Origin of the sequence: Aeromonas sp. V90_14 (assembly GCF_029967615.1) — a bacterium.
Lineage (GTDB): Bacteria > Pseudomonadota > Gammaproteobacteria > Enterobacterales > Aeromonadaceae > Aeromonas > Aeromonas hydrophila.
Window position 1 is genome coordinate 153,557 of record NZ_JASCAS010000007.1, and the last position, 22,851, is coordinate 176,407.

A 22,851-nucleotide genomic window follows, 5' to 3' on the forward strand; every position below is an offset into this window, starting at 1 on the left:
TCCTACCCCCCCTAGGGATGGCTCTCACGCCATTTGCAGCGCGCCTCATTAAAGTCACGCTACCTGATGTCGTTACCCGACCCGCGCCATGGCGCAAGGGACGGGCATGGGTTCAATCGACAGGGGCTCGTCGCGCACCGCGCCCGCTTCCTGTTGTTCTTTCCGTGGCGTGACCTTCAACTCCAATCAAAAAGGGAGGAACGCGGCGGAAACAGCGTCTATCTCGCAGAGGATGAACGAAGATGTTTAAACTGCTCGAACAGGTCCGGGTCCCCACCCTGAACCTGCCGGTCGAAGCCCGGCGCAAGCTCTGGTTCAAACCGTTTATGCAATCCTATCTGGTTGTGTTCATCGGTTACCTGACCATGTATCTGATCCGCAAGAACTTCAACATTGCGCAGAACGACATGATCCAGGAGTACGGTCTCTCCATGACCGAGCTCGGCATGATCGGCCTTGGCTTCTCCATCACCTATGGGGTGGGCAAGACCATCGTCTCCTACTATGCCGATGGCAAGAACACCAAGCAGTTCCTGCCGCTGATGCTGATCCTCTCCTCCCTCTGCATGCTGGGTTTCAGTGCCAGCATGGGCGGCACCGGTTTCAGCCTCTACCTGATGATCTTCTTCTACGCGGCCAGCGGTTTCTTCCAGAGCTGTGGCGGCTCCTGCAGCTACTCCACCATCACCAAGTGGACGCCCCGCAACAAGCGCGGCACCTACCTCGGCATGTGGAACCTCTCCCACAACGTGGGCGGCGCCGGTGCGGCCGGTGTGGCGCTGTTCGGTGCCAACTACCTGTTCGATGGCAACGTGCTCGGCATGTTCATCTTCCCCTCCATCATCGCGCTGATCGTCGGCTTCATCGGCCTGCGCTTTGGTAGCGATTCGCCGGAAGCCTATGGTCTGGGCAAGGTGGAAGAGCTGTTTGACGAAGTGGCCAGCGAAGAAGATATCGCCACCGAAGAGCAGCAGCTGACCAAGTGGCAGATCTTCGTCAAGTACGTGCTGATGAACAAGGTGATCTGGCTGCTCTGCTTTGCCAATATCTTCCTCTACGTGGTGCGTATCGGTATCGACCAGTGGTCCACCGTCTATGCCCACCAGGAGCTCGGCTTCTCCAAGGAAATCGCCATTCAGGGCTTTACCTTCTTCGAAGTGGGCGCCCTGGTCGGTACCCTGATGTGGGGTTACCTCTCGGATCTGGCCAACGGTCGCCGTGGTCTGGTGGCCTGCGTGGCGCTGGCGCTGATCATCGCGACCCTGGGGCTCTACCAGCACGCCACCACCCAGTTCATGTTCCTGGGCTCCCTGTTCCTGCTGGGCTTCCTGGTGTTCGGTCCGCAGCTGCTGATCGGCGTGGCCGCCGTGGGCTTCGTGCCCAAGCAGGGCATCAGCGTGGCCGATGGCGTCAAAGGCACCTTCGCCTACCTCATCGGTGACAGCTTCGCCAAGCTGGGTCTGGGCATGATTGCCGACGGCACCCCCATCTTCGGCCTGACCGGCTGGACCGGCACCTTCGCGGCGCTGGACATGGCCGCCGCCGCCTGTCTGGTGCTGATGGCCTGCGTCGCGGTTGCCGAAGAACGCAAGATCCGCCGCATCAAGCGTGAACTGAAAGCTGCCACTTTGGCGACCCAGTCCGTCTGAACCAGCGCGAACTGAAAGCCGCCACACTGGCGACCCAGTCCGCCTGAGCCCCGGCATCCGCCCAAGCAGACCGGGCAGTCACTGCCCGGTCGCACGGTTTCACTCCGTAGTGTGCATTCGGCCCGCCCTCTGGCGGGCCGTTTTTTATCTCCGTTTCCCCACTTGTCCCTTTTGGGGCCACAAAAGCGCTCACCCCTTGCCCATCCCTTCAGCAGAGCGCAGTCGGGATCCCATTTTTGCCTTCGCCCCTTTGGCAAGGCCGTCCCTTGGCGCTATCTTGTTGCCCCACCCGAACTTGCCGTGAGAGCCCATGAAGATCCTCGCCGTCACCGCCTGCCCCACCGGCATCGCCCACACCTACATGGCCGCCGAGGCGCTGCAAAAAGCCGCCGACAAGCTGGGGCTCAAGATCAAGGTCGAAACCCAGGGGGCCATGGGGCTGGAGAACATCCTCACCGCCCGCGACATCGCCGGCGCAGATCTGGTGCTGATCGCCTCCGATATCGAGATTGAGCAGAAGGATCGCTTCCTCGGCTGCCCCATCCACCAGGTGGCGCTGGAGGCGGTGCTGCTCGATGCGGTGGCCGTGCTCAAGACCGCCGCCCCCGGCGTCTGAATGCTGATCCGCGAGATCTCCTTTCACTGCCGGCTGGGGCTCACCATCACCCAGGCCAAGCAGTTGAGCCGGCTGGCCGGGCTGTTCAAGTCCCATATCCAGTTCATCAACGTCACCCGCCGTCAGGCGGTGGAGGCGACCAACCAGCTCTCCCTGCTCACCCTGGCCACCCAGCCCGGCGATCTCTGTCTGCTGCTGATCGAGGGGCTGGATGCCGAGCTCGCCCACATGGCCTTCACCTGCTGGTGCGTGGAGCTGGGCCAGCCACTGGGGCGCCCCGGCAGCGCCGCCCTGGCCGAACAGCGCCTCGGCCAGGCACTGCCCGACTATTGCTTCACCCTGGCTCAGCTCGGCCATGCCACGGCGCCCCTCGACAAGGCCCAGGCACTGGCGGTGCTGGTGGATCTGCTGCCCGCTGCGCTGATAAGCGACAGGCCCATGCTGGATCAGGCCATCGCCGCGCGCGAGCAGCTGGCCGCCACCATCATCCGGCCCGGGCTCGCCATGCCCCATGTCATCTGCCCCGCCATCCGCCGCCCCGCGCTCTCGCTGCTCAGCAGCAGCGAGCCCATCGAGTGGGGCTCCGCACTCGGGCCGGTGCAAACCCTGATTTTGCTGGCAGTGCCCGCCGGCCTGGCTCCCGAGCAGTTGCGCCCCCTCACCCGGCTGGCCCGCGCACTGATGGACGAGCAGGTAGGCACCGCATTGCTGCACGCCGGCTCCGCCCCCGCCCGTCAGGCCATCGTCATCGACGGCCTGCTCGGCTGAGCGGCTGGCCTCCCGTCCCCGTCGTTCATGCCCGCGACAGCCCCCTGTGGTACACTCGCCCTTCCCCTGTTTTTGGTATGCATGCGATGAAATCAGCCCGCCCCCGTCTCTCCCTCTCCGCCCGTCCTGACGCCAAACGTTCGGCTAGCGGGCCCGCCACCACGGCACGCCCATCCCAACGCCGGGAAGTGCAACACGCCATGAGAGACAAGGAGGGCGAGCGCAAACCGGCCCCCGCCCCGGCCGATCGCAAGCTGCTGCTGTTGAACAAGCCCTATATGGTGCTCTGTCAGTTCACCGACGAGGCGGGTCGCGAGACCCTCAAGGATTACATCACCGAGCCCGGCATTTATGCCGCGGGCCGGCTCGACCGCGACAGCGAGGGGTTGTTGCTGCTCACCAACGACGGAAAGCTGCAGGCGCGCCTTACCCAGCCAGGAGAGAAGACCCCCAAGACTTATTGGGTACAGGTAGAAGGCATCCCGAGCGAGGAGAAACTGGCCGCCCTGCGCGCCGGTGTGGAGCTCAACGACGGCATGACCCTGCCCGCCGGGGCGCGCATCATGGATGAACCTGCCGTGTGGCCACGCAACCCGCCCATTCGCGAGCGCAAGGAGATCCCCACCTGCTGGCTGGAGATCAAGATAGTGGAGGGGCGTAACCGCCAGGTGCGGCGGATGACCGCCCACATCGGTCACCCCACCCTGCGCCTTATCCGCTACGCCATCGGCGAGTGGACCCTCGACGCGCTGGCACCGGGGGAGAGCCGCGCCCTGCCCGCCCCCGAACTGGCAGCGGCGCCACGGCCAGCTGCCACGCAAGGGAAAGCACGAACATTCGCCAAGCCGCAAGGGGCAGCACCGCGAGCGGCTCGCCGCCCCCAGCATCAGGGCCAAGAGCAGGTACCCGGCCAAGGGCGGGGCAGCCGTGAGGCCGAGCCGCGCCCCGGCCATCGCAGCGGCGGACGCGGCACCGCCCGTCGCCCGGCTCGCAGCAAGCCGTCGGAATAATACGCGTAAGCGATTTGACCAGCGTGCCGTCACCTGAACAGCACACTTGAATCCAGCACCCCGCCGGGGCACAGCCAACCAGACAAGGAGTCCCTATGAGCGATCACCCACCGCTGCCCACCCGCCTCACCGTGGCCGCCCTGGTACACTGGCAGGGCCGCTTCCTGCTGGTGGAAGAGGAGATCAAGGGCCAGCGCCGCTTCAACCAGCCCGCCGGCCATGTGGAGCCGGGGGAAGATCTCATCCAGGCGGCCTGCCGCGAGCTGAAGGAGGAGACCGGGCTCACCGCCGCTCCCACCGGCTGGCTCGGGGTCTATCTCTACAAGCCGGCGGACAGCGAGGCCACCTTTGTGCGCACCGCCGTCATCTTCGACCTTGAAAAGGCGCCGGGTCAGCACCATCCAGAGGATCCTGACGGCGACGTGCTGGCCTGCCACTGGCTCACCCTGGCGGAGATCGCCGAGTGCAAACCGGCCCTGCGCAGCCCCCTGGTGTGGCAGTGCATTCAGGACTATCTGGCCGGCACCAGGCTGCCACTGTCGGCCCTCAAAGCCTTTATCTGAGAGCCTGCCCACGCTCTTACTGCGAGACCGTGATCAAGGCTCATGTGCTGCTCGGAATCCTCACGTATATCTATACGTTCCGGTTCCTGCGCTGCTCTTTACCTTGCTGACGGCCTCTCGTGACAGATCGTGAACAGGCTACACGGGACCGTTTGGCGCCACTTTTTCATCATGGCGCCGACAAATAGAAAAACGATTTCCTGTTGCCGGGTTCCTGATGGGAACGGCGGCATGGATATGTGACCGGGGGCGCAAAACTCTGGTAGAATACGCCCCGTTTAAACGAACTGGTAACTTCGACTAATGACAGACAACAGCCAAATCAAGGTGATCGTCGGCATGTCCGGCGGCGTGGATTCTTCCGTCTCGGCCTACCTGCTCCAGCAGCAGGGCTATCAGGTCGAAGGCTTGTTCATGAAGAACTGGGAAGAAGACGACACGGACGAGTACTGCTCTGCCGCCCAGGATTTGGCTGATGCCAAGGCCGTCTGCGACAAGCTGGGGATGAAACTCCACACCATCAACTTCGCCGCCGAGTACTGGGACAACGTGTTCGAGCACTTCCTCGAAGAGTACAAGGCCGGCCGTACGCCGAACCCGGATATCCTGTGCAACAAGGAGATCAAGTTCAAGGCGTTCCTGGAGTTTGCCGCCGAAGAGCTGGGGGCCACCTACATCGCCACCGGCCACTATGTGCGCCGTGACGACAGCACCGGCCGCCCGCGCCTGCTGCGCGGTCTGGATACCAACAAGGATCAGAGCTACTTCCTCTACACCCTGAGCGAAGCTCAGGTGGGTCAGAGCCTGTTCCCGGTCGGCGATCTTGAAAAACCCGAGGTGCGCCGCATCGCCGAGCAGCTCGATCTCATCACCGCCAAGAAGAAAGACTCCACCGGCATCTGCTTTATCGGTGAGCGCAAATTCAAGGATTTCCTGGCCAAGTTCCTGCCCGCCCAGCCCGGCCCCATCGAAACCGTCGATGGCAAGGTGATCGGCGAGCATCAGGGCCTGATGTATCACACTCTGGGCCAGCGCAAAGGGCTTGGCATCGGTGGTCGCAAAGACGCCACCGAAGAGGCCTGGTACGTGGTCGACAAAGAGGTGGAACGCAACACCCTGGTGGTGGCGCAGGGCGAGCATCCCCGTCTCTACTCCGATGGCCTGATCGCCAGCCAGCTGCACTGGGTGGATCGCACCCCCATTCGCGCGCCGCGCCGCTGCACCGTCAAGACCCGCTATCGGCAGGAAGATATCCCCTGCCTGATCCAGCCCATCGACGATGAAACCATCCGGGTCATCTTCGACGAGAAGCAGGCTGCGGTCACCCCGGGTCAGTCCGCCGTCTTCTACGACGGGGAAGTGTGTCTGGGCGGCGGCATCATCGAACAACGTTTCAGCCATCCGGTCTAAGGGCTGGGCGCTCACGAGCGTCCGCGCTGTACTCCCTTCTCCCCTCGAGGGAGAAGGGTTGGGGATGAGGGGTAACCACCCTCACCCTGACCCTCTCCCTGAGGGAGAGGGGACAAAGACAAAACAGCACAAGGCAGCGATACATGATTGGCAACTTCCAGGCCGGCTCATGGCATCGGCCGGTGAATGAACAGAACAGGGCTGTGAAGATATGAGCGACAAATTCCAAGACAGAACCATGGCCTTTGCCGGCATCTGCCAGGCCGCCTATCTGGTGCAGAAGGTGGCCCGTGACGGCAGCTGCGACGAGGCGGCCCTGCGCGAGAGCCTCTCCAGCATTCTGGTGACCAACCCGAGCCAGCCGCTCGAGGTGTTCAACAACACCCATCTGGCCATTCGCGACGGCTACCGTGCGCTGGTCGAGCAGCTGGGCGCCGACGGCAGCCAGAAGAATGCCGAGCTGACCCGCTACGTGGTGAGCCTGATCGCGCTGGAGCGCAAGCTGGCCAAGCGCAAGGACATCCTCAACATGCTGGGTGAGCGGATCAGCCAGATTGGCCGCCAACAACAGCACTTCGATCTGCTCGACGAGCAGATCCTGGCCAACATGGCGAGCATCTACAGCGATCTCATCAGCCCCATCGGGCCGCGCATTCAGGTGGCGGGTACCCCGCTGTTCCTGCAGCAGCCGCTGGTGCAGCACAAGGTGCGCGCCCTGCTGCTGGCCGGCATCCGGGCCTGCGTACTGTGGCGTCAGCTCGGCGGCAGCCGCACCCAGATCATCTTCGCTCGCAAGAAGATGGTGGAGCTGGCCAAACGTTACTAATCATCGGCTCGCGCGCGGGCCGAGGGACGACAGCAAGGCGGGCAGCCGCACATCCCCCTTGCTGACGACCCGGGCCCACGCGCGAGTGGATACGGATCCCCCACACCAATCATCAGGAGTTCACCCCATGGAGCTGTCCGCGCTGACTGCTGTTTCCCCGATTGACGGTCGTTATGGCGACAAGGCCGATGCCCTGCGCCCTATCTTCTCCGAATTCGGCCTGCTGCGTTTTCGCGTCGAAGTCGAGGTGCGCTGGTTGCAAAAACTGGCCAGCCACGCCGGGATCCCGGAAGTCCCTGCCCTGAGCGCGGCCGCCAGTGCCCTGCTCGACGACATAGTCCAGAGCTTCAACGAGCAGGATGCCGCCCGCATCAAACAGATCGAGCGCACCACCAACCATGATGTGAAAGCGGTGGAGTACTTCCTCAAAGAGAAAGTCGAAGTGAACCCGGAGCTGGCCGCCATCGCTGAGTTCATCCACTTCGCCTGCACCTCGGAAGACATCAACAACAACTCCCACGGCCTGATGCTGAAAACCGCCCGCGAAGAGGTCATCAAGCCTTATTGCGAGAAGCTGATTTCCGAGCTCAAGCGCCTGGCCGTTGAGTACCGCGACATGCCGCTGCTCTCCCGTACCCACGGTCAGCCGGCCACCCCGAGCACCATGGGCAAGGAGATGGCCAACGTCGCCTACCGGTTGGAGCGCCAGTACAAGCAGATCATGGCGGTGGAGATCCTCGGCAAGATCAACGGCGCAGTCGGCAACTACAACGCCCACATCAGCGCTTACCCGGATGTGGATTGGCACCAGTTCTCCGAGGAGTTTGTGACTTCTCTCGGCCTGACCTGGAACCCCTACACCACCCAGATCGAGCCGCACGACTACATCGCCGAGCTGTTCGACGCCATGGCCCGCTTCAACACCATCCTGATCGACTTCGATCGCGACGTGTGGGGCTACATCTCTCTGGGCCACTTCAAGCAGCGCACCATCGCCGGCGAAATCGGCTCCTCCACCATGCCGCACAAGGTCAACCCCATCGACTTCGAGAACTCCGAAGGCAATCTGGGTCTGGCCAACGCCGTGTTCCAGCATCTGGCAGCTAAGCTGCCTATCTCCCGCTGGCAGCGTGATCTCACCGACTCGACCGTGCTGCGCAACCTGGGGGTGGCGGTTGGCTACTCCCTGATTGCCTATCAGGCGACCCTCAAGGGTATCTCCAAGCTGGAAGCCAACGACGCCGCCATGGCTGCCGATCTGGATGCCAACTGGGAAGTGCTGGCCGAGCCGATCCAGACAGTGATGCGCCGTTACGGCATCGAGAAGCCCTACGAGAAGCTCAAAGAGCTGACCCGTGGCCGCCGCGTCGATGCCGAAGGGATGCGTACCTTTATCGACACCCTGGAGTTGCCGGAAGCGGTCAAGGTCGAGCTGAAGAAGCTGACCCCGGCCAACTACATCGGCGACGCCCAGCGTCTGGTCGATCTGCTGAAATAAGCGGATAAGTGACACCACCGGGGCCCTGTGCATGATCTGCAACAGGGCCCCGGTTATTTTATGTGGCACCCTATACACCCTTTGCAAGAGGTCTTGCCTGAGGCCAGCCACCGCCTCCGGCAAGACCTCTCCTGACCTTTGTCGAACCCTTTGACGAGAAGATCTATGTACCAACTCAATCTGGATATCGCTCACTTCCTCGAGCACTACTGGCAGAAGCGCCCACTGCTCATCAAGGGCGGCTTCACCGACTTTCAGGATCCCATCAGCCCGGACGAGCTGGCGGGTCTGGCCATGGAAGAGGTGATTGAATCGCGCCTGGTCACCCGTTTCAACAACAAGTGGGAGGCGGCTCACGGCCCCTTCGAATCCTACGATCATCTGGGTGAAGAGAACTGGACCGTGCTGGTGCAGGCCTGCAACCACTGGGCTCCCGAGGTCAACGAGCTGGCGCTGCCGTTCCAGTTCATTCCGGGCTGGCGTTTTGACGACGTGATGGTGAGCTTCTCCACCCCTCACGGCGGCGTCGGCCCCCACATCGACAACTACGATGTGTTCATCACTCAGGGCCAAGGCAAACGCCACTGGCGCGTCGGCGATGCCAAGCCCTTGAACGAGTTCGCCGCCCACGCGGCCCTGCTGCACTGCGAGCCGTTCGAAGCGATCATCGACGTCATCATGGAGCCGGGCGATATCCTCTACATCCCGCCTGGATTCCCCCACGAGGGCTACGCCATCGAGCCCTCTCTGAACTTCTCGGTGGGCTTCCGCGCACCGGATGCCAAGGCGCTTATCTCCTCCTTTGCCGATCACCTGATCGACAACGAGGTGCGCACCGAGCGTTACGGCGATGCCGACCTCAAGCCTCGCGCCCGTCACGGCGAGATCCAGCCCCACGAGCTGCACCGTCTGCGCGAGCTGATGCAGCAGGCCCTCGATGACGAGACCCTGTTCAAGGAGTGGTTCGGCACCATGATCTCCGAGGCCAAGCACGATCTGGACGTCAATCCGGTGGAGCCGGACTACAGCGCCGAGGAAGTGGCCGACCTGCTGACCCAGGGCGAGCCCGCCATCAAGGTGCCAGGCCTGCGCACCGTCTGGTTCAGCGGCGAGAGCCAGCAGTGCTACATCGACGGCGAAGCCTGGACGCTGCAGAGCGAAGATGCGGCAGCCATTTCGCTCTTGTGCGACAAGGACATGGTCACCCAGGCCGACATGGTGGAGCTTGCCGATCAGGCCGGCTTCCTGCAGCTGCTGACCCGACTGGTCAACCGCGGTTACTGGTTCTTCAGCTGAGCTGACGGACAGAGATAAAAAAGGCGCCCAAGGGCGCCTTTTTGTTATTTGCAACTTATTTGGATGTACCTGGTTTTCGTACATGGGCCGGTTCAATAATGACGACTCTTGGCCAAGCGATGGACAAGGGCGTCACCTCCGCTATTTCGGAATAAACGCATTCTTGTAGAAGGATCGGAATCCATTGTCCGGCACCTGAAACTCAACCCCGTTGTACAATGACAATGAGGCATCATCAGTCTTACTCATAATTGCGCCATAGCGGGCATAGCCACTTTTGCCATCGTGGTACATAAAGTCCATCCGCGAAACCAGATCGCTGGTTTTCTTGAACAACCTGCCAACAATCGGCGAGTCTGAGGACAGGGGATTATTGATGGTCCGCAGTAATTTCATACGGGTATAGTCACCATTGTCATCCCGGGTCAGCAGATAATGGTAGCGGGTCTCGGGAGCCTGCAGACCATTTAACCGATAGATCAAATTCACGTTGGTACCGAGTGCCAGGGCATTCAGGCCATAGGTTATCGGTGCATCGCGCTGACCGACAAAGTCAGAGATTATCCTGCGCGCTACACCACCTTTCACTTGATAGATATGTCGGGTAGTGAAGATAAGGAACATGGTCTCATCAAGGCCATTGATGGCAACCACATCCAGCGGATATTCTTGCCACTCCAGATTTAATTGACTCGTCAGCTCATTGCTGTTTGTCGGGGCATCTTCCAGGTGAGACGTCAAGAACGCGCGTGAAAAGCTTGAGTTGTTTCCCAGTGCCACAAATATAGCAGCGCGACTATTATTGCTTGCCTGACTCTCAACGGCATGCAAGCAGGTCTGCAAATCACTCCCTGGCCGCCAGTTACTGATCGGTGTGGTGGCTCCCGCAGTGAAGAAATTAGATATATTTCCGTAACCTGGCTTCTGAATATTGGCAAAGTTATAAATCCTGCCATTTCTCGGCGAGGTTACCAGAGCCCCTGGCTGAGTATAAATCGGATTATCATGATCAGCGATACTTGGGACATAATCCCAATCGGTATTCATGGTCCTTGCATCGAATGCGCACACCAGAGTACGCTTCCAGTAACTGGACACCCGGCAAATATATGCACCAAGGTCTTCATACTCAAGCCCCCGTGGCTTAATATATTCGTTGGTATATCTGGCGATCGGGGTAGGTTTGACCTCTTCTTTTTTAAGTAAGGTGTAGATCCACTGGGCAATGGCCACCACTATGCCTATCACCGCGACAATGATACCCAAGGGGCCGGCAATGGCAAACCCCATAAAAGAGGCAATGGCGACCCCCAACGCCACCGTGGCGACCAACATATTGATTGCCGCAAATATAATATCCCCAATATCGCCGCCCTCGACAGCCTGATACAGGTTATACGCGGCCAGGGCCGCCCCCAGTGCCGCCAAGCCAACAAAACATATATTGATAACCCGAGTGATATTTTGCGTGGCGAGAAACATCTTGCTGGCGATCTGCCGCTCTAGCACATTCGTGAGATGCTGGCCTTTGGCGGTAAGGTTGCTCAAGAATTGACTGAATTTCCCCATATTGATGGCGATGCTATTGATGATGCCTTCACCATTGCCATAAATAAACATGGTCACTTTATCAAGGAACCGACCGAGCTGGATCAGATTCAAGGTCACATCAAACAGGGCTGCCCCCAACTCCATCAAAGGAACAGGGTTGCTCCATTCCTCCCGATCGGTGGCCGTCAACCAGGTAAAGTTGCCCACCCCCAGCAACAAGGTGAACACGGAAAGGAATGAATCTATGGGGAAGGCCGCGAGAGCCACACCGGAGAAGGCTGTGGGAGCCATACTGCCCGCCGTCCCTGCCAGAGCAGGATATCGTTGAAGAATACGCTGCCGGGCCCCCTCATCCTGCAAGGTGCTCGTTCTCAGGTTCAGATTATTCAGTTCATTCCAGAAGCTATCCGGGCTATTTTGGTTGAAGAAATTGTTCCAGAAGGTGCGCTGCGTACCGCTTTCATTTCTCAGCAAGGTCACCACATCATCGAAATTCCTCCGGTTGGCCAGGACTGTGTATTTCTCGCTTTGCTGACCCCAGCTCATGTTCATGGCAAACCCGCTGTAAACAGATCCCGCCATGGTACGTTCAAATTTTTTCAGCTCATCTTCGGTGATGCGACGACCGGATGAAATATTGAGCGCTCTTACTTTATTGATGGTGTTGTACACTTTCCACATCGCCTTTTCAAACGATGAGCCTGACCCCAGATACTCCTGAACTTTAAAAGAACTGATAAGTTCGTCTAATACCTCATTCTTGGAGTAGTGTTCGATAAGTTGACGAGCCCAACTTTCCCCCCCTGCTTTGTAGGCGGTTAACTTTCCATTTTGACAATAATGGGTGGCAACAGAGTATAGCTGATCGATAATCTCCTTAAACTGCGCCCCCTTTTCTGCTTGCTTGATATTCGCATTTACCTTCACCATATCCCAGGAGTTATACAGCTTCCGGTCAGCTACTGTGACATTGGTTTGCTTGCTATATGAGTTCTGTAACAGGCCACTCACGTACTCAACCATATTATCGGTAAAATAGCGTCGATTGCTGCTGTAAATAGCATTGACCGAGCTGATGCCATCACTCATTGTCAGCACATTATTATTAGGCTTCATGCCAGGGCCCAATGCTTCGCTTAATGAGCTGTTCTGATACTGGAATTCGTACTTCATCAACTCTTGAAACATCACCTGGGCAAGATATTGCGCTTCATCGGTTTCTTGTACAAAGTTGACCCAATTTGAATCAACGGCGGGCTGGTTAGACGCCATCACGTAAAAATTGATCGCATCCAGTTCAGAAAAATTGCCACTGTCCAAGACAGCAATGGCAGCCTTCACCGGGGCAGGAAAAACGCTGCCAGCTGCCAGACCAATCAGCGACATGGAGGAAAACGTCAGAAAATCACGACGTCCTTGTGAAACTTCACGATGGATTATTGCTGAGAGTTTTTTCATATGATGTATCCCTATCAGTGCTCAATTTATTCCAGATTGCCCGATATTTTCAGGCAATAGCTGGGCAGGCCATATCATCATGACCGAGCATATGGTGGTTGTTTTTGGCTGTAATATGAAGACAGGTTACCGCGTCAGCATTATTGATATGCAAACGAGAGTAACTCTATCGATATATAAGACAAGGGTGGGTATGAATAATTAAAGCCATGGCAATCGCACCAGGCTTCCTTGTTTATATATTCAACAACCTACCTTTACATCCTCATTTGAGTCAAACATCAATAATGAGGTCAAACCAAAAAATGTTACCCGTTAGACAAAAACAGATCTTTCCGATAAAAAATTTGTAACAAGACATTGCAACAGAATACCTCCGGAAAAAGCAACGGCCAGCCCTCAGGCAGCAGCCACCATATTCAGAGAATATGGTGGCGCGCTCCATATATCCCGACACGGATTCAAGAGGTGTTTGCTCAATGGCATGGGCGCGGATACTGCCCAGGATGATGGAGCGGAGGAGCACAACGACTCATCGCTTATTCAAGGGGAAAGGCGCAGCACCTGCTGCTCATGCAGATAACAAAACGGCAGCCCGCAGGCTGCCGTTTGCGTTGCTCATTGTTCTTCGGGCAGCTCGTCAAACAGCGGGTGGTAGAGCACTTCGCCCTGCATCCCCGTCAGACCGCCTTCCTGCAGCTCCATCGCCATAAAGCAGTCGGCGGGCACTTCGTAGATACAGTGCAGGCCGAACTCGCTGGCGGGGCGAAAACCGAAGCGGCTGTAATAGGTCGGGTCACCCAGCACCACCACCGCCTTCCAGTCCATCTCCAGCGCCGTATCCAGCCCCTCGCGTACCAGATCCGACCCTATGCCCTGCCCCTGCCAATCGGGATGGACCGCCACAGGCGCAAGACCGAGCCAGGGCCCTTCCATGCCGTTAATGGTGATCGGGCTCAGCATCAGGTGCCCCATGAACTCGTACTCCTCCTCCTCGACCATGGTCACCACGGCGGCGCCACATTCGCGCAGGCGGTTGACCAGTTCGGCCTCGTCGGAACGGCCAAAGGCGGCGCTCACCAGGTCATAGACCGGCAGCATGTCGCCGGGGCGCTCGGTTCTCAGCATACAGCGTTACTCCTCGTACAGCAGAGCGGGCATTATTCCACAAACTGACCGCCGCCCTGAGCACCTTTGTCGAGAAATGGGAGGGTGGACTCAGGAAACCGCATGGCCAGCAGGCGCAGCAGTGCTTGCAGATCGCTCGGTTGCAGGGTGGTGATGGCCACCCGATAGGCCGCAAACAGCTCGGCATCCGTCTGCGCCAGCCAGCTCAGCGTCTGGTCAGGCCCGCGATGCCAGCGTCCGGCCAGCTCGTCGATGAGGGCGGGCAACTCCACCAGCAGCCAGAGCTGGTGATAACGGCGACTGACACCCTCCCCCTGTGTGTTCTCGCCGCTCGCCCGGCGGGCCAAGGTGCCCAGCCAGCCGAGCCGCTGATGCCGCTCCGCCAGCATGAGCGGTGCCGGCCCCTGGCGCTGCAGGCTGGCCAGCTGCTGCAGATAATCCAGCCCCTGCTCGTCATGGTCCTTGAGCAGCAGCCCCCGATAGAGATAGAGCTGGTCCGGTTCGGCCTGCGCCAGCACCGCCTGATCGTGATACTCCACCGCCAGCGGCCCGTCATCCTCCTGCTTGGGCAGGAGCTCAACAGCCAGTCCGCTCTCTGGCTCCGGCTGCACCAGAAAGAGGGCCAGCCGCCTCGGCTCATCCTCTTCAGCACCTGCTTGCAGAATGGCCGCCACCACCCGTTCGTCGGCCAGCAGAGGGGCCAACTGCCGTGTCAGCGGCGCCGCCAGCGTCTGGCTTCGCTCCAGCTGCCAGTAGCTCACCTCGCATGGTGGCTGACCACTCAGCTCGCGCCGACCGCAATAGCGCATGCCCAGCTTGGCCATCACCCGGCCGGAGGCCAGATTGCCTGGCATATGGCGGGCGGTCAGCACCGGCAGTTGCCGCCGCTCAAACGCAAAGGCCTTGACCAGCCGGGCGGCCCGGGTAGCCAGCCCGCGATTTTGCCAGGGCACGCCCACCCACCAGGCGAGCTCGCCGTTCCAGTACAGCGAGATCACCCCCACCAGCGGCGCCTGGCTCTCCCCTGCTGGCAGGGTCAGCGCCCAGCTCCAGCCCAGCCCGAGCGCAGCCCTGCGCCAGCAGCCGGCCAACCAGTCACGGGCCGCCTCCGGCGGGTAGGGATGGGGGATGTTGAGGGTGTAGCGGGCGAGCGCCGCATCGCTGCAATAGCGCACCACGTCGGCTTCATCGCACGCCAGCAGGGGACGCAGTTGCAGGGCAGGCCCCGACGGCGAGGCGGGCTCGGCCAGCACCGGCACCGTCAGGCGGCGGGCCAGCAGGCGGTTGAGCACGGCGCCCAGATCGTCTGGCGCCGTCAGCGTCAGATCGGCGCCCTGTGGCCCCAGCGTCAGCAGCCCTTCCTCCCGGGCCAGGGTCAGCAGGGAGGCCGAGCCGCTGATGAGGATCTGGCGGCTCGGATCCCTCGCGGGCTGGGCAGTCAAGTCACCATCCAGCCAGGCGGCCAGCAGCGCGTTGGCCGAACGCACGCCATCGGGTGGACAACAGGACCAGAGTCCGCCGGTGTCGCTCGGCAAACCCTCATCGGCCTTGCTCTGCAACAGCAGCCAGCGGCCGCCCTGCCGTTGCCAGGCCTGCAGTACCGGCGCCCAGTGGGGCTGCCACAGGGCCAGCTCGATCAGCAGCTCCATCAGCCGGCCTGACAGGCAGCCGGCAGGCTCAGGTGGCGAGGATGCGCCTCGATACGGGCGATCCAGTCGCGAATAGCTGGCCAGCCCTGCAGCGAGAAGATCCCCTCCTCCGCCACATGGGTGTAAGCGTAAAGCGCGATGTCGGCGATGGTCGGGGAATCACCGCACAGGTAGGGACTCTGCTTGAGCTGCTGCTCCAGCACCGCCAGCGCCTTTTCGCCGCCGGCTTTGAGCCCGTCGAGGCGCGCCTCCTGGGACTCTGGCCGCCCCAGATAGTGCACGATAAAACGGGCTACCGCGATATAGGGCTCATGGCTGTACTGTTCGAAGAACAGCCACTTGAGTACCTCGGCCTGCTGGCGCGGCTCGGTCGGCCACAGGGGCGATCCCTGCGCCAGATAGAAGAGGATGGCGTTGGATTCCGCCAGGGTATCGCCGTGGGTCAGCTCCAGCACCGGGATCTTGCCGTTGGGGTTGATGGCCAGAAAATCGGGGGTACGGGTCTCCCCCGCCAGCACATCCACCGGCACCCAGTCGAGGGGCAACTCAAGCCAGCGGGCCAGCAACCAGGGCTTGTAGCAGTTGCCGGACTTCAGATCGCCATACAGACGCATACAGACTCCTTGTCAGCGGCAGCGGGCACTCAGGGCGCCAGCCGCTCGATGTGCCAGCCTTCCCCCTCACGGGTGTAGTAGAAACGGTCGTGCAGGCGATGCTCGCCCCCCTGCCAGAATTCGACCGTGTCGATCCGCACCCGAAAACCGCCCCAGAAGCTCGGCAGCGGCACTTCGCCATTGGCAAACTTCTGCTTGAGCTCGAGGAATTTGGCCTCCAGCACACCGCGCGCCGAGATGCGGGTCGACTGCTGGGAAACCCAGGCGGCGATCTGGCTGTCCTTGGGGCGGCTGTGGAAGTACTTCATCACCTCGAAGGTGCTCATCTTCTCCACCCGGCCGGTCACATGCACTTGTCTATCCAGCGTGTGCCAGGGAAACAGCAGGCTGATGCGGGGGTTGCCCTCCAGCTGATGCGCCTTGCGGCTGCCCATGTTGGTGTAAAACACCATGCCCTCGGCATCGTAATGCTTGAGCAGCACGGTGCGCTGCCAGGGCTGGCCGTCGGCATCCACGGTACCCACCACCATGGCAGTGGGATCGGTCAGCTTGGCCTCGCACGCCTGGGCCAGCCACTTCTCGAACAGAGCAAGGGGCTCGGCTGGCAGATCGGCCCGGTGCAATCCACCCCGGGTGTATTCGCGGCGCAGATCGGCTACATCCATCATCTTGATTTTCCTTCTCTCTTTGCCGCCCATGCGGCCATGCGTGCTGGCATTGTGCGACGAGCACGCCATGGGTACAAGCCTTGTAACCGGCAAATGGCGGCTGCAAAAAAGAGGGAGGCTCACGCCTCCCTCCTTGGTATGCCCTTCGTACGCTCTTGCTACGCGCAGACTTATTGCTTGCCAGAGGCAGCGGGACAATACGTCAGCATGCGCCGGTTGTAATCCGCCGCGTAGGCCGCCAGCTTGGCCTGGGCCTCTTCCTGCCCGGGCTTGATGACATCCCCCAGGCCATCGAGGTAGCGCACGCCGCAGCGCGCCTTGGCCGAGGCCTGCTGCTCCGGCGCGATGCCGGGCGCCACCTCGCCGCGCCCGGCCCGCACGATCAACCGGTAATCCTGCTTGGCCAGACTGGCGCTGACCGCCTGCTCCAGGGTATCGGCGTCGGCCTGACAGCCGCCAAGCAGGGACACCAGCACCAGCCAGCCAGCTCTCATCCGCGCCTCCGTTGCCAACCCAGCAAGGCCAGCGCCAGAGTCCAGAGACCGAGGGCACCACCGCCGCCACCGCCCGAACTGCCGCCGCTTTGGGCGACCGGCAGCTTGGCAGGACTGATGGCGAAGAAGATGTTGTCGCTGCAGGCCACCTTGAGGCGGGCGGCGCTGGCCAGATCCGCCGGCAGGGTGACGGTGGCGGCGCCGCTGTTGGGTTGGCTGACCGCCAGATTGCTCCAGCTGGCCCCCTCGTTCTGGGTGATGAACAGGTCTACCTTGCTGCAGCTGATCGGCGCCAGCGTGGTGCCGGCCACATCCCAGCTGACCGCCTGGTTTGCCCCCGGCGTCAATGCCACCCCAAGCGGGGCGGTCAGGCGGAAGGCGCTGCCGGTGTTGACCACCTGAACCTTCATGTCGTCGCTGGCGACACCGCCCTTGCCATCACGCACCGTCAGCCGGAAGTTGAGATCCCGGTTGGTGGTGGGCCAGGCTTCGCCCTTGGCGAGCGTGCCCGAGAGCAGAGAGGGCAGGCTCGGCAGGATCCGCTCCGGCGAGCTGGTGGGGGAAACAAAGCGAAACAGCGGCCGGCTACCGTCGTCCACCATGGTGGCCGGGCTGCTCGACTCCGTGCCCAGGTCGATCTGCTCCCAGGTGTAGGTCAGAGGATCCCCGTCCAGATCGGCGCCGGCCCCCTTGAGTACGAACGGCGTGTTGGCCGGAATGATGCGGCTGGCCCCGGCCGCCGCCTGGGGCGCATTGTTGCCGAGGTTGAGGGTGGTGCCGCAGGCCGGCACGGTCGCCATGTGCGCCCGCATCTGCTCGATGGACTTGCTGTGGAAATAGGGGTCGCTGTGGGGCTGGATGTTCTCGTCCCCGCAGATCCCGGCATAGGCCATGATGGAGGTGCCGCTGCCCGGCTCCCAGGCTTGGGTCGCCTCCCGATTGCCGCTGCCACAACTGTTGGTGGTGCCGTTGAAGGTGTGGTCGGCGCCGAACTGGTGGCCAATCTCATGGGCCACGTAGTCGATAAAGAAGGCATCCCCCACCGGGGTGGCCGAACCGGTCATGCCCTGCGAACGGGTGGCGGTACAGAGCGCATCGAGATTGGCCAGCCCGCCGCCCCCGGTATTGACCACATGGCCGATGTCGAACTGTCCAAGCGGCGCGCTGGGCAGGGTCTGGGCATTGGCCTGCACCACGCTGTTGATGCCCATGTCGGCATCACCATTGGTGAAGGGATCGCTGGCCGGATCGATAAAGATGATGTTGTCGTTGCCGCTGGCCAGCTGAAACTCGGCCCCTACGTCGCGCTGGTACACCTCGTTGACCCGGTTGAGCAGGGTGGCGATGGCCGCGGTGGCCAGCACCTTGGAGCCACCATGGAACTGGGTGTACTCCCCCGCCGCCGAGATGGCGATAACGTAACGCTTGCGCACGTTGCCATCCACCTGCACCTTGTGCGCCAGCGCCCTGCTGGCCTCGCTGCCGATAACCTTGTCCGCGTCCTCCTCCAGCCGGCTGTAGGCATCCTGCTGGTAATAGACGGCATAACCGTCGGCATTGCGCAGCGGGTCGACGAACACCGTCTTGCCCTGATGGGTGAACATGGCATGAAAGCCCAGCGGCCCCAGGTCAAAACGTCCCGTCTCTACCGGTGCCGCCGGGTTATGGCCCTTGAAGGTCAGGATCTCGGGGAATTTGGCCGCCTGATCGGCCGGCAGCAGATCATAGGCCTGCAGGGTGAAGGTCACCTCTCCCCCGTCGGGCAACGGCAGGGTCAGCGAACGGGCCCCGGCCTGCAGGCCGGCAAAATAATCGATGGGCACCTTGGCGACCCGAAACTGGTTGGCCCGCACTTCATAGCCGTCGGCGGCGCTGGCGCGCGCCGCCACCGTGTCCCACTCCTTGGCCGCGAGGCCACCCGAGCTCATCAGGCTGGCTACCACCAGCGCCAAGGGAGAAAATTTCATCAACTGCATCTTTTTAGTCCTTTTAAATGCACTCACCCAAACTGCAACTGGCATCATTCGCCTGCCGCCCTGCTTAGTCCAGCACCAGCTAGCGGATATTCCCCGAATGGGGAGTGTTGCACCAACCCTGTCTAGCCCCTATCATTGCGCGGATTTATCAGTTTTTGAGCCGCGTCACCATGACGACGGTTCGTCTTTATCTGACCAAGGTTAATCTCATGCTCAAGTCCCCACTGTTGCCCCGTTTCGGGGATCTGATCGTTGCCATCGTTGACGATGTGCTGGGTCAGGGTCTTACCCTCGACCGCGCCTATGCCCGTCACTTCTCCGGCATCGAACTCAAACCGCAAGAACAGGCAAGGATTGCCCTGGTCACCGGCGATCTGCTGCGCCGCCTCAGCCTCTACTGCTTCCTGACCGGCATTCAGGTTCGTCAGGCCGAGAAGAACGTCTGGCCGCTGCTGCACAGCTGGCACGCCTTCCACAAGATAGACCAGCCGAACCACCCGACCCTGGATCGCTTCAACGAGGAGGCGTTCCGTCGCCGCCTGACCGAGGCGAAGAAGAACCCGGTGCTGATGGATGGCTGCCCGACCTGGCTGGAAAAACTCGGCAGCGAGCAGCTGGGTGAGGCCTGGCCTGCCGAGCGTGCGGCCCTGGCCTGGATGCCCAAGCGCTACCTGCGGACCAACACCCTCAAGGGCACCCGGGACGAGCTGCAGGCCATCCTGGCCAAGGAACATGTCACCACGGTGCCCGTCGACGGCGTTGAGACCGCCCTGCAGGTCACCACGGATGCCGCCCTGTTCCGCACCCAGGCCTTCGCCGATGGCTGGTTCGAGCAGCAGGATGCCGGCTCCCAGCAGGTTGCGGCCGCGCTGGAAGTGCGCCCCGGCATGCGCGTCATCGATGCCTGCGCCGGTGCCGGCGGCAAGACCCTGCATCTGGCCGCCATGATGGAGGGCAAGGGCCGCCTGCTGGCGATGGATGTGGAAGAGTGGAAGCTCGAAAACCTCAAGCAGCGCGCCCGCCGCGCCGGGGCCCACAACGTAGAGACCCGGGTCATCACCAGCAGCAAGACCGTCAAGCGCCTCAAAGAGAGTGCCGATCGCGTGCTGCTGGACGTGCCCTGCTCCGGCCTCGGCGTGCTCAAGCGCAATCCGGATGCCAAGTGGCGCGACACCGCCGAGCGGCTGCCGGTGCTGGTTGCCCTGCAGGCAGAGATCCTGCAGCGCTACAGCCAGATGGTGAAGGTGGGCGGTCTGCTGGTCTATGCAACCTGCTCCATCCTGCCGGAAGAGAACCGTCAGCAAGTGGACAAGTTCCTCGCCGCCAATGAAAACTACCGCCTGCGGGATGACCACACCGTCAGTCCGGCCGCCACCGGCTTCGATGGCTTCTACATGGCACGCATCGAACGCATCGCCTGATGCCTGTCGTGACATAAAGTTGTGAAATAAAAAAGGGGAGCCACTGGCTCCCCTTTTTGCATGATGCAGCTGCTGCCTTATTCGGCGGCGGCGTCATCCTGCTTGTGTTTGGCGGCCGTTTCCTTGATCAAGGTCTGCAGCTCGCCGGCCTGGAACATCTCGATCATGATGTCGCAGCCACCGACCAGCTCACCTTCCACCCACAGCTGGGGGAAGGTCGGCCAGTTGGCAAACTTCGGCAATTCGGCGCGGATATCCGGGTTTTGCAGGATGTCGACGTAAGCAAACGGCTCGCCACAGGACATCAGGGCCTGGGAGGCCTGGGCAGAGAAACCGCAGCTGGGTAGCTTGGGGGAGCCCTTCATGTACAGGATGATGGGGTTTTCAGCCAGCTGCTGTTTGATCTTTTCAATAGTTTCCATAGGTGCCTCACTAGAGCGATTTCGGCGGCCATTCTACTGCAATCCGGGCAGACCACAAACTGGCAAACCACCTCGGATGCAAGAAGTGATGAATCAATACGCCGCAGCTTGATCCGGATCATGGCGAGAATCAAGAGTTGTTAGCCCATCTTTGATGCTGGTACAATCGATGGGCTTTGGGCCATCTGGCCCCCTTATTTCAAGAACAATTCTTTTCAAGATAGAAAAGAGTACGCAATGTCTTGCAACCGTCGCCTTCGCACGGCCAGCCAATGGAGAGTAGAAAATGGCATTCGAACTTCCCGCTCTGCCCTATGCAATCAATGCTCTGGAACCGCACATCTCCCAGGAAACTCTGGAATACCACCACGGCAAGCACCACAACACCTATGTGGTCAACCTGAACAACCTGGTGCCGGGTACCGAGTTTGAAGGCAAGTCTCTGGAAGAGATCATCAAGACCTCCACTGGCGGCATCTTCAACAACGCCGCCCAGATCTGGAACCACACCTTCTACTGGCACTGCCTCTCCCCGAACGGCGGTGGCGAGCCCACTGGCGCCCTGGCCGATGCCATCACCAAGGCCTTCGGCTCCTTCGCCGAGTTCAAGGATGCGTTCACCAAGTCTGCCATCGGCAACTTCGGTTCCAGCTGGACTTGGCTGGTGAAAAAGGCTGACGGCTCCCTGGCCATCGTCAACACCTCCAACGCCGGTTGCCCGCTGACCGAAGCCGGTACCACTCCGCTGCTGACCGTCGACCTGTGGGAACACGCCTACTACATCGATTTCCGCAACCTGCGTCCGAAGTACATGGAAACCTTCTGGACCCTGGTCAACTGGGAATTCGTGGCCAAGAACCTGGCCTGATAGCCCCCGTTCTTGCCAAAACGCCCCGCTCTTGCGGGGCGTTTTTTTTATGCCTGTGCAACAGCAGAGACGAAAAAGGCGCCCGCAGGCGCCTTTGTTACGTTACTCGAGCCGGATACGCTGGCATCACTGGTCGATTTCATCCAGATAGTCGTCCAGATTGCTGTCGTCTTGCTTCTCCTGCTGCTCTTGCTTGAGCTCGGTCTGACGACCGGTCACCTTGTTCTGGTTGTACTGCAGATAGAAGTCCTTGGTCAGGGCGTAAGGATCGAGCGCGTTGTCGATGATCCGCTCCTGATCGATCAGCTTGGAACGGGTACCCAGACCATCCAGCGCCCAGTGCACCACCTTCAACGGGAAAGTCAGCAAGGCATAAGGGAAATACAAGGTATCCACAGTATCCCCCACCAGCTTGCGGGTGGTGGTCGGGCCGTAGACCGGCACCATCAGGTAGGCGCCATCGCCGATATCGGCGCGGCCCAGCACGGTATTGAGCTCCAGCTTGTTGCGCGCCAGACCGGCATGCTTGGCCACATCGAAGATACCCAGCAGACCCACGGTGGTGTTGAGGGTGAAGCGACCCAGGTTGGTGCCCGCCCCCTTCAAATCGCCGGTGATGAGATGGTTGACCATGCTGCTCGGCTCGTTGAAGTTTTCCACCAGGTTTTCGATGCCGTCCTTCATTCCCTGCGGGATATAGCGGGCGTAGCCATGCACCACTGGACGGGCCACATAGGGCTCCAGCACATCGTAGTTGACGGCCCACATGGCCCGGTTGGCGCCCTGGAACGGGTCACGACCATCGCTGGCCGTGCTGGTCGCACCGGGCCGGCTCGGCGTCTCCTTGAGGTCAAGGCTCTCGGGCCCCTGCTTGGGCGGGCCGCCAGCACAGCCGCCCAGCAACAAGGCCACCATCAATGCCCCTACACGCACATACATATGGAAGTCCTAGCTTTTTATTGTGAT

At 60.9% G+C, this 22,851-nt stretch carries 20 protein-coding genes; 11 read left to right on the forward strand and 9 right to left on the reverse strand.

Annotated features, from left to right (window positions below; all coding sequences use genetic code 11):
• Positions 1-242 precede the first annotated feature (242 nt).
• From uhpT to QLG02_RS07665, 9 genes are all read left to right on the forward strand, one after another.
• Positions 243-1,649 carry a hexose-6-phosphate:phosphate antiporter gene (uhpT, locus tag QLG02_RS07625; RefSeq protein ID WP_043124246.1) on the forward strand — a complete coding sequence of 469 codons (1,407 nt, stop codon included), beginning with the start codon at positions 243-245 and terminating at the stop codon, positions 1,647-1,649.
• Between the two features lie 310 nt (positions 1,650-1,959).
• The gene (locus tag QLG02_RS07630; protein ID WP_017409976.1) at positions 1,960-2,265 is read left to right on the forward strand and encodes a PTS fructose transporter subunit IIB; all 306 of its coding nucleotides are present in this window, start codon (positions 1,960-1,962) and stop codon (positions 2,263-2,265) included.
• On the forward strand, positions 2,266-3,033 hold the full coding sequence (locus tag QLG02_RS07635; protein WP_282464900.1) for a PTS sugar transporter subunit IIA: 768 nt from the start codon (positions 2,266-2,268) through the stop codon (positions 3,031-3,033).
• Between the two features lie 77 nt (positions 3,034-3,110).
• Positions 3,111-4,043: a 23S rRNA pseudouridine(2457) synthase RluE gene (gene rluE, locus QLG02_RS07640; RefSeq protein WP_282464901.1), complete on the forward strand. Its 933-nt coding sequence runs from the start codon at positions 3,111-3,113 to the stop codon at positions 4,041-4,043.
• 95 nt (positions 4,044-4,138) lie between these two features.
• Complete coding sequence (locus QLG02_RS07645) at positions 4,139-4,606, forward strand: NUDIX hydrolase (RefSeq protein WP_044799537.1); 468 nt, start codon at positions 4,139-4,141, stop codon at positions 4,604-4,606.
• 303 nt (positions 4,607-4,909) lie between these two features.
• Entirely contained in the window at positions 4,910-6,016 is a 1,107-nt protein-coding gene (gene mnmA, locus QLG02_RS07650) for a tRNA 2-thiouridine(34) synthase MnmA (RefSeq protein WP_011705316.1), read from the forward strand.
• Positions 6,017-6,227: 211 nt separating this feature from the next.
• Complete coding sequence (hflD, locus tag QLG02_RS07655) at positions 6,228-6,842, forward strand: high frequency lysogenization protein HflD (RefSeq protein WP_005334622.1); 615 nt, start codon at positions 6,228-6,230, stop codon at positions 6,840-6,842.
• A 127-nt stretch (positions 6,843-6,969) separates the two neighbouring features.
• Positions 6,970-8,340, forward strand: a complete 1,371-nt coding sequence (gene purB, locus QLG02_RS07660; protein ID WP_282464902.1) for an adenylosuccinate lyase — start codon at positions 6,970-6,972, stop codon at positions 8,338-8,340.
• A 165-nt stretch (positions 8,341-8,505) separates the two neighbouring features.
• A complete protein-coding gene (locus tag QLG02_RS07665; RefSeq protein ID WP_011705314.1) occupies positions 8,506-9,636 on the forward strand; it encodes a cupin domain-containing protein in 1,131 nt (376 codons plus the stop codon).
• 141 nt (positions 9,637-9,777) lie between these two features.
• On the opposite strand, the gene QLG02_RS07670 is transcribed toward QLG02_RS07665, so the two are convergent.
• The 7 genes from QLG02_RS07670 to QLG02_RS07700 all read right to left on the reverse strand — a co-directional run bounded on the left by QLG02_RS07670 (position 9,778) and on the right by QLG02_RS07700 (position 19,174).
• On the reverse strand, positions 9,778-12,645 hold the full coding sequence (locus tag QLG02_RS07670; protein WP_282464903.1) for a hypothetical protein: 2,868 nt from the start codon (positions 12,643-12,645) through the stop codon (positions 9,778-9,780).
• Between the two features lie 618 nt (positions 12,646-13,263).
• Positions 13,264-13,773 carry an N-acetyltransferase gene (locus tag QLG02_RS07675; protein ID WP_039215280.1) on the reverse strand — a complete coding sequence of 170 codons (510 nt, stop codon included), beginning with the start codon at positions 13,771-13,773 and terminating at the stop codon, positions 13,264-13,266.
• Positions 13,774-13,805: 32 nt separating this feature from the next.
• Positions 13,806-15,422 (reverse strand): GNAT family N-acetyltransferase, encoded by a 1,617-nt coding sequence (locus QLG02_RS07680; protein ID WP_282464904.1) that lies wholly within the window; start codon positions 15,420-15,422, stop codon positions 13,806-13,808.
• Positions 15,422-16,036 carry a glutathione S-transferase family protein gene (locus QLG02_RS07685; RefSeq protein ID WP_282464905.1) on the reverse strand — a complete coding sequence of 205 codons (615 nt, stop codon included), beginning with the start codon at positions 16,034-16,036 and terminating at the stop codon, positions 15,422-15,424. Before QLG02_RS07685 ends, QLG02_RS07680 begins: the two co-directional genes overlap by 1 nt.
• Before the next feature lie 29 nt (positions 16,037-16,065).
• Entirely contained in the window at positions 16,066-16,704 is a 639-nt protein-coding gene (gene pdxH / locus QLG02_RS07690) for a pyridoxamine 5'-phosphate oxidase (protein ID WP_011705310.1), read from the reverse strand.
• Between the two features lie 170 nt (positions 16,705-16,874).
• Positions 16,875-17,198 (reverse strand): hypothetical protein, encoded by a 324-nt coding sequence (locus QLG02_RS07695; RefSeq protein WP_282464906.1) that lies wholly within the window; start codon positions 17,196-17,198, stop codon positions 16,875-16,877.
• Positions 17,195-19,174, reverse strand: a complete 1,980-nt coding sequence (locus QLG02_RS07700) for a reprolysin-like metallopeptidase (RefSeq protein ID WP_282464907.1) — start codon at positions 19,172-19,174, stop codon at positions 17,195-17,197. The genes QLG02_RS07695 and QLG02_RS07700 overlap by 4 nt, the downstream gene beginning before the upstream one ends.
• A 209-nt stretch (positions 19,175-19,383) precedes the next feature.
• Between QLG02_RS07700 and QLG02_RS07705 the strand changes: the two genes are divergently transcribed.
• Complete coding sequence (locus QLG02_RS07705; protein WP_282464908.1) at positions 19,384-20,595, forward strand: RsmB/NOP family class I SAM-dependent RNA methyltransferase; 1,212 nt, start codon at positions 19,384-19,386, stop codon at positions 20,593-20,595.
• Positions 20,596-20,672: 77 nt separating this feature from the next.
• On the opposite strand, the gene QLG02_RS07710 is transcribed toward QLG02_RS07705, so the two are convergent.
• Positions 20,673-21,017: a Grx4 family monothiol glutaredoxin gene (locus QLG02_RS07710; RefSeq protein ID WP_010673955.1), complete on the reverse strand. Its 345-nt coding sequence runs from the start codon at positions 21,015-21,017 to the stop codon at positions 20,673-20,675.
• Between the two features lie 286 nt (positions 21,018-21,303).
• Between QLG02_RS07710 and sodB the strand changes: the two genes are divergently transcribed.
• Positions 21,304-21,885 (forward strand): superoxide dismutase [Fe], encoded by a 582-nt coding sequence (gene sodB, locus QLG02_RS07715; RefSeq protein WP_016350066.1) that lies wholly within the window; start codon positions 21,304-21,306, stop codon positions 21,883-21,885.
• Between the two features lie 126 nt (positions 21,886-22,011).
• On the opposite strand, the gene QLG02_RS07720 is transcribed toward sodB, so the two are convergent.
• Complete coding sequence (locus QLG02_RS07720; RefSeq protein WP_016350065.1) at positions 22,012-22,824, reverse strand: VacJ family lipoprotein; 813 nt, start codon at positions 22,822-22,824, stop codon at positions 22,012-22,014.
• Positions 22,825-22,851 lie beyond the last annotated feature (27 nt).

What these genes read in the sequence shown, in the direction of transcription:
- uhpT (WP_043124246.1), top strand. Translation starts at nt 243, where the DNA reads ATGTTTAAACTGCTCGAACAGGTCCGGGTCCCCACCCTGAACCTGCCG.
- QLG02_RS07630 (WP_017409976.1), top strand. Translation starts at nt 1,960, where the DNA reads ATGAAGATCCTCGCCGTCACCGCCTGCCCCACCGGCATCGCCCACACC.
- QLG02_RS07635 (WP_282464900.1), top strand. Translation starts at nt 2,266, where the DNA reads ATGCTGATCCGCGAGATCTCCTTTCACTGCCGGCTGGGGCTCACCATC.
- rluE (WP_282464901.1), top strand. Translation starts at nt 3,111, where the DNA reads ATGCATGCGATGAAATCAGCCCGCCCCCGTCTCTCCCTCTCCGCCCGT.
- QLG02_RS07645 (WP_044799537.1), top strand. Translation starts at nt 4,139, where the DNA reads ATGAGCGATCACCCACCGCTGCCCACCCGCCTCACCGTGGCCGCCCTG.
- mnmA (WP_011705316.1), top strand. Translation starts at nt 4,910, where the DNA reads ATGACAGACAACAGCCAAATCAAGGTGATCGTCGGCATGTCCGGCGGC.
- hflD (WP_005334622.1), top strand. Translation starts at nt 6,228, where the DNA reads ATGAGCGACAAATTCCAAGACAGAACCATGGCCTTTGCCGGCATCTGC.
- purB (WP_282464902.1), top strand. Translation starts at nt 6,970, where the DNA reads ATGGAGCTGTCCGCGCTGACTGCTGTTTCCCCGATTGACGGTCGTTAT.
- QLG02_RS07665 (WP_011705314.1), top strand. Translation starts at nt 8,506, where the DNA reads ATGTACCAACTCAATCTGGATATCGCTCACTTCCTCGAGCACTACTGG.
- QLG02_RS07670 (WP_282464903.1), bottom strand. Translation starts at nt 12,645, where the DNA reads ATGAAAAAACTCTCAGCAATAATCCATCGTGAAGTTTCACAAGGACGT.
- QLG02_RS07675 (WP_039215280.1), bottom strand. Translation starts at nt 13,773, where the DNA reads ATGCTGAGAACCGAGCGCCCCGGCGACATGCTGCCGGTCTATGACCTG.
- QLG02_RS07680 (WP_282464904.1), bottom strand. Translation starts at nt 15,422, where the DNA reads ATGGAGCTGCTGATCGAGCTGGCCCTGTGGCAGCCCCACTGGGCGCCG.
- QLG02_RS07685 (WP_282464905.1), bottom strand. Translation starts at nt 16,036, where the DNA reads ATGCGTCTGTATGGCGATCTGAAGTCCGGCAACTGCTACAAGCCCTGG.
- pdxH (WP_011705310.1), bottom strand. Translation starts at nt 16,704, where the DNA reads ATGATGGATGTAGCCGATCTGCGCCGCGAATACACCCGGGGTGGATTG.
- QLG02_RS07695 (WP_282464906.1), bottom strand. Translation starts at nt 17,198, where the DNA reads ATGAGAGCTGGCTGGCTGGTGCTGGTGTCCCTGCTTGGCGGCTGTCAG.
- QLG02_RS07700 (WP_282464907.1), bottom strand. Translation starts at nt 19,174, where the DNA reads ATGCAGTTGATGAAATTTTCTCCCTTGGCGCTGGTGGTAGCCAGCCTG.
- QLG02_RS07705 (WP_282464908.1), top strand. Translation starts at nt 19,384, where the DNA reads ATGCTCAAGTCCCCACTGTTGCCCCGTTTCGGGGATCTGATCGTTGCC.
- QLG02_RS07710 (WP_010673955.1), bottom strand. Translation starts at nt 21,017, where the DNA reads ATGGAAACTATTGAAAAGATCAAACAGCAGCTGGCTGAAAACCCCATC.
- sodB (WP_016350066.1), top strand. Translation starts at nt 21,304, where the DNA reads ATGGCATTCGAACTTCCCGCTCTGCCCTATGCAATCAATGCTCTGGAA.
- QLG02_RS07720 (WP_016350065.1), bottom strand. Translation starts at nt 22,824, where the DNA reads ATGTATGTGCGTGTAGGGGCATTGATGGTGGCCTTGTTGCTGGGCGGC.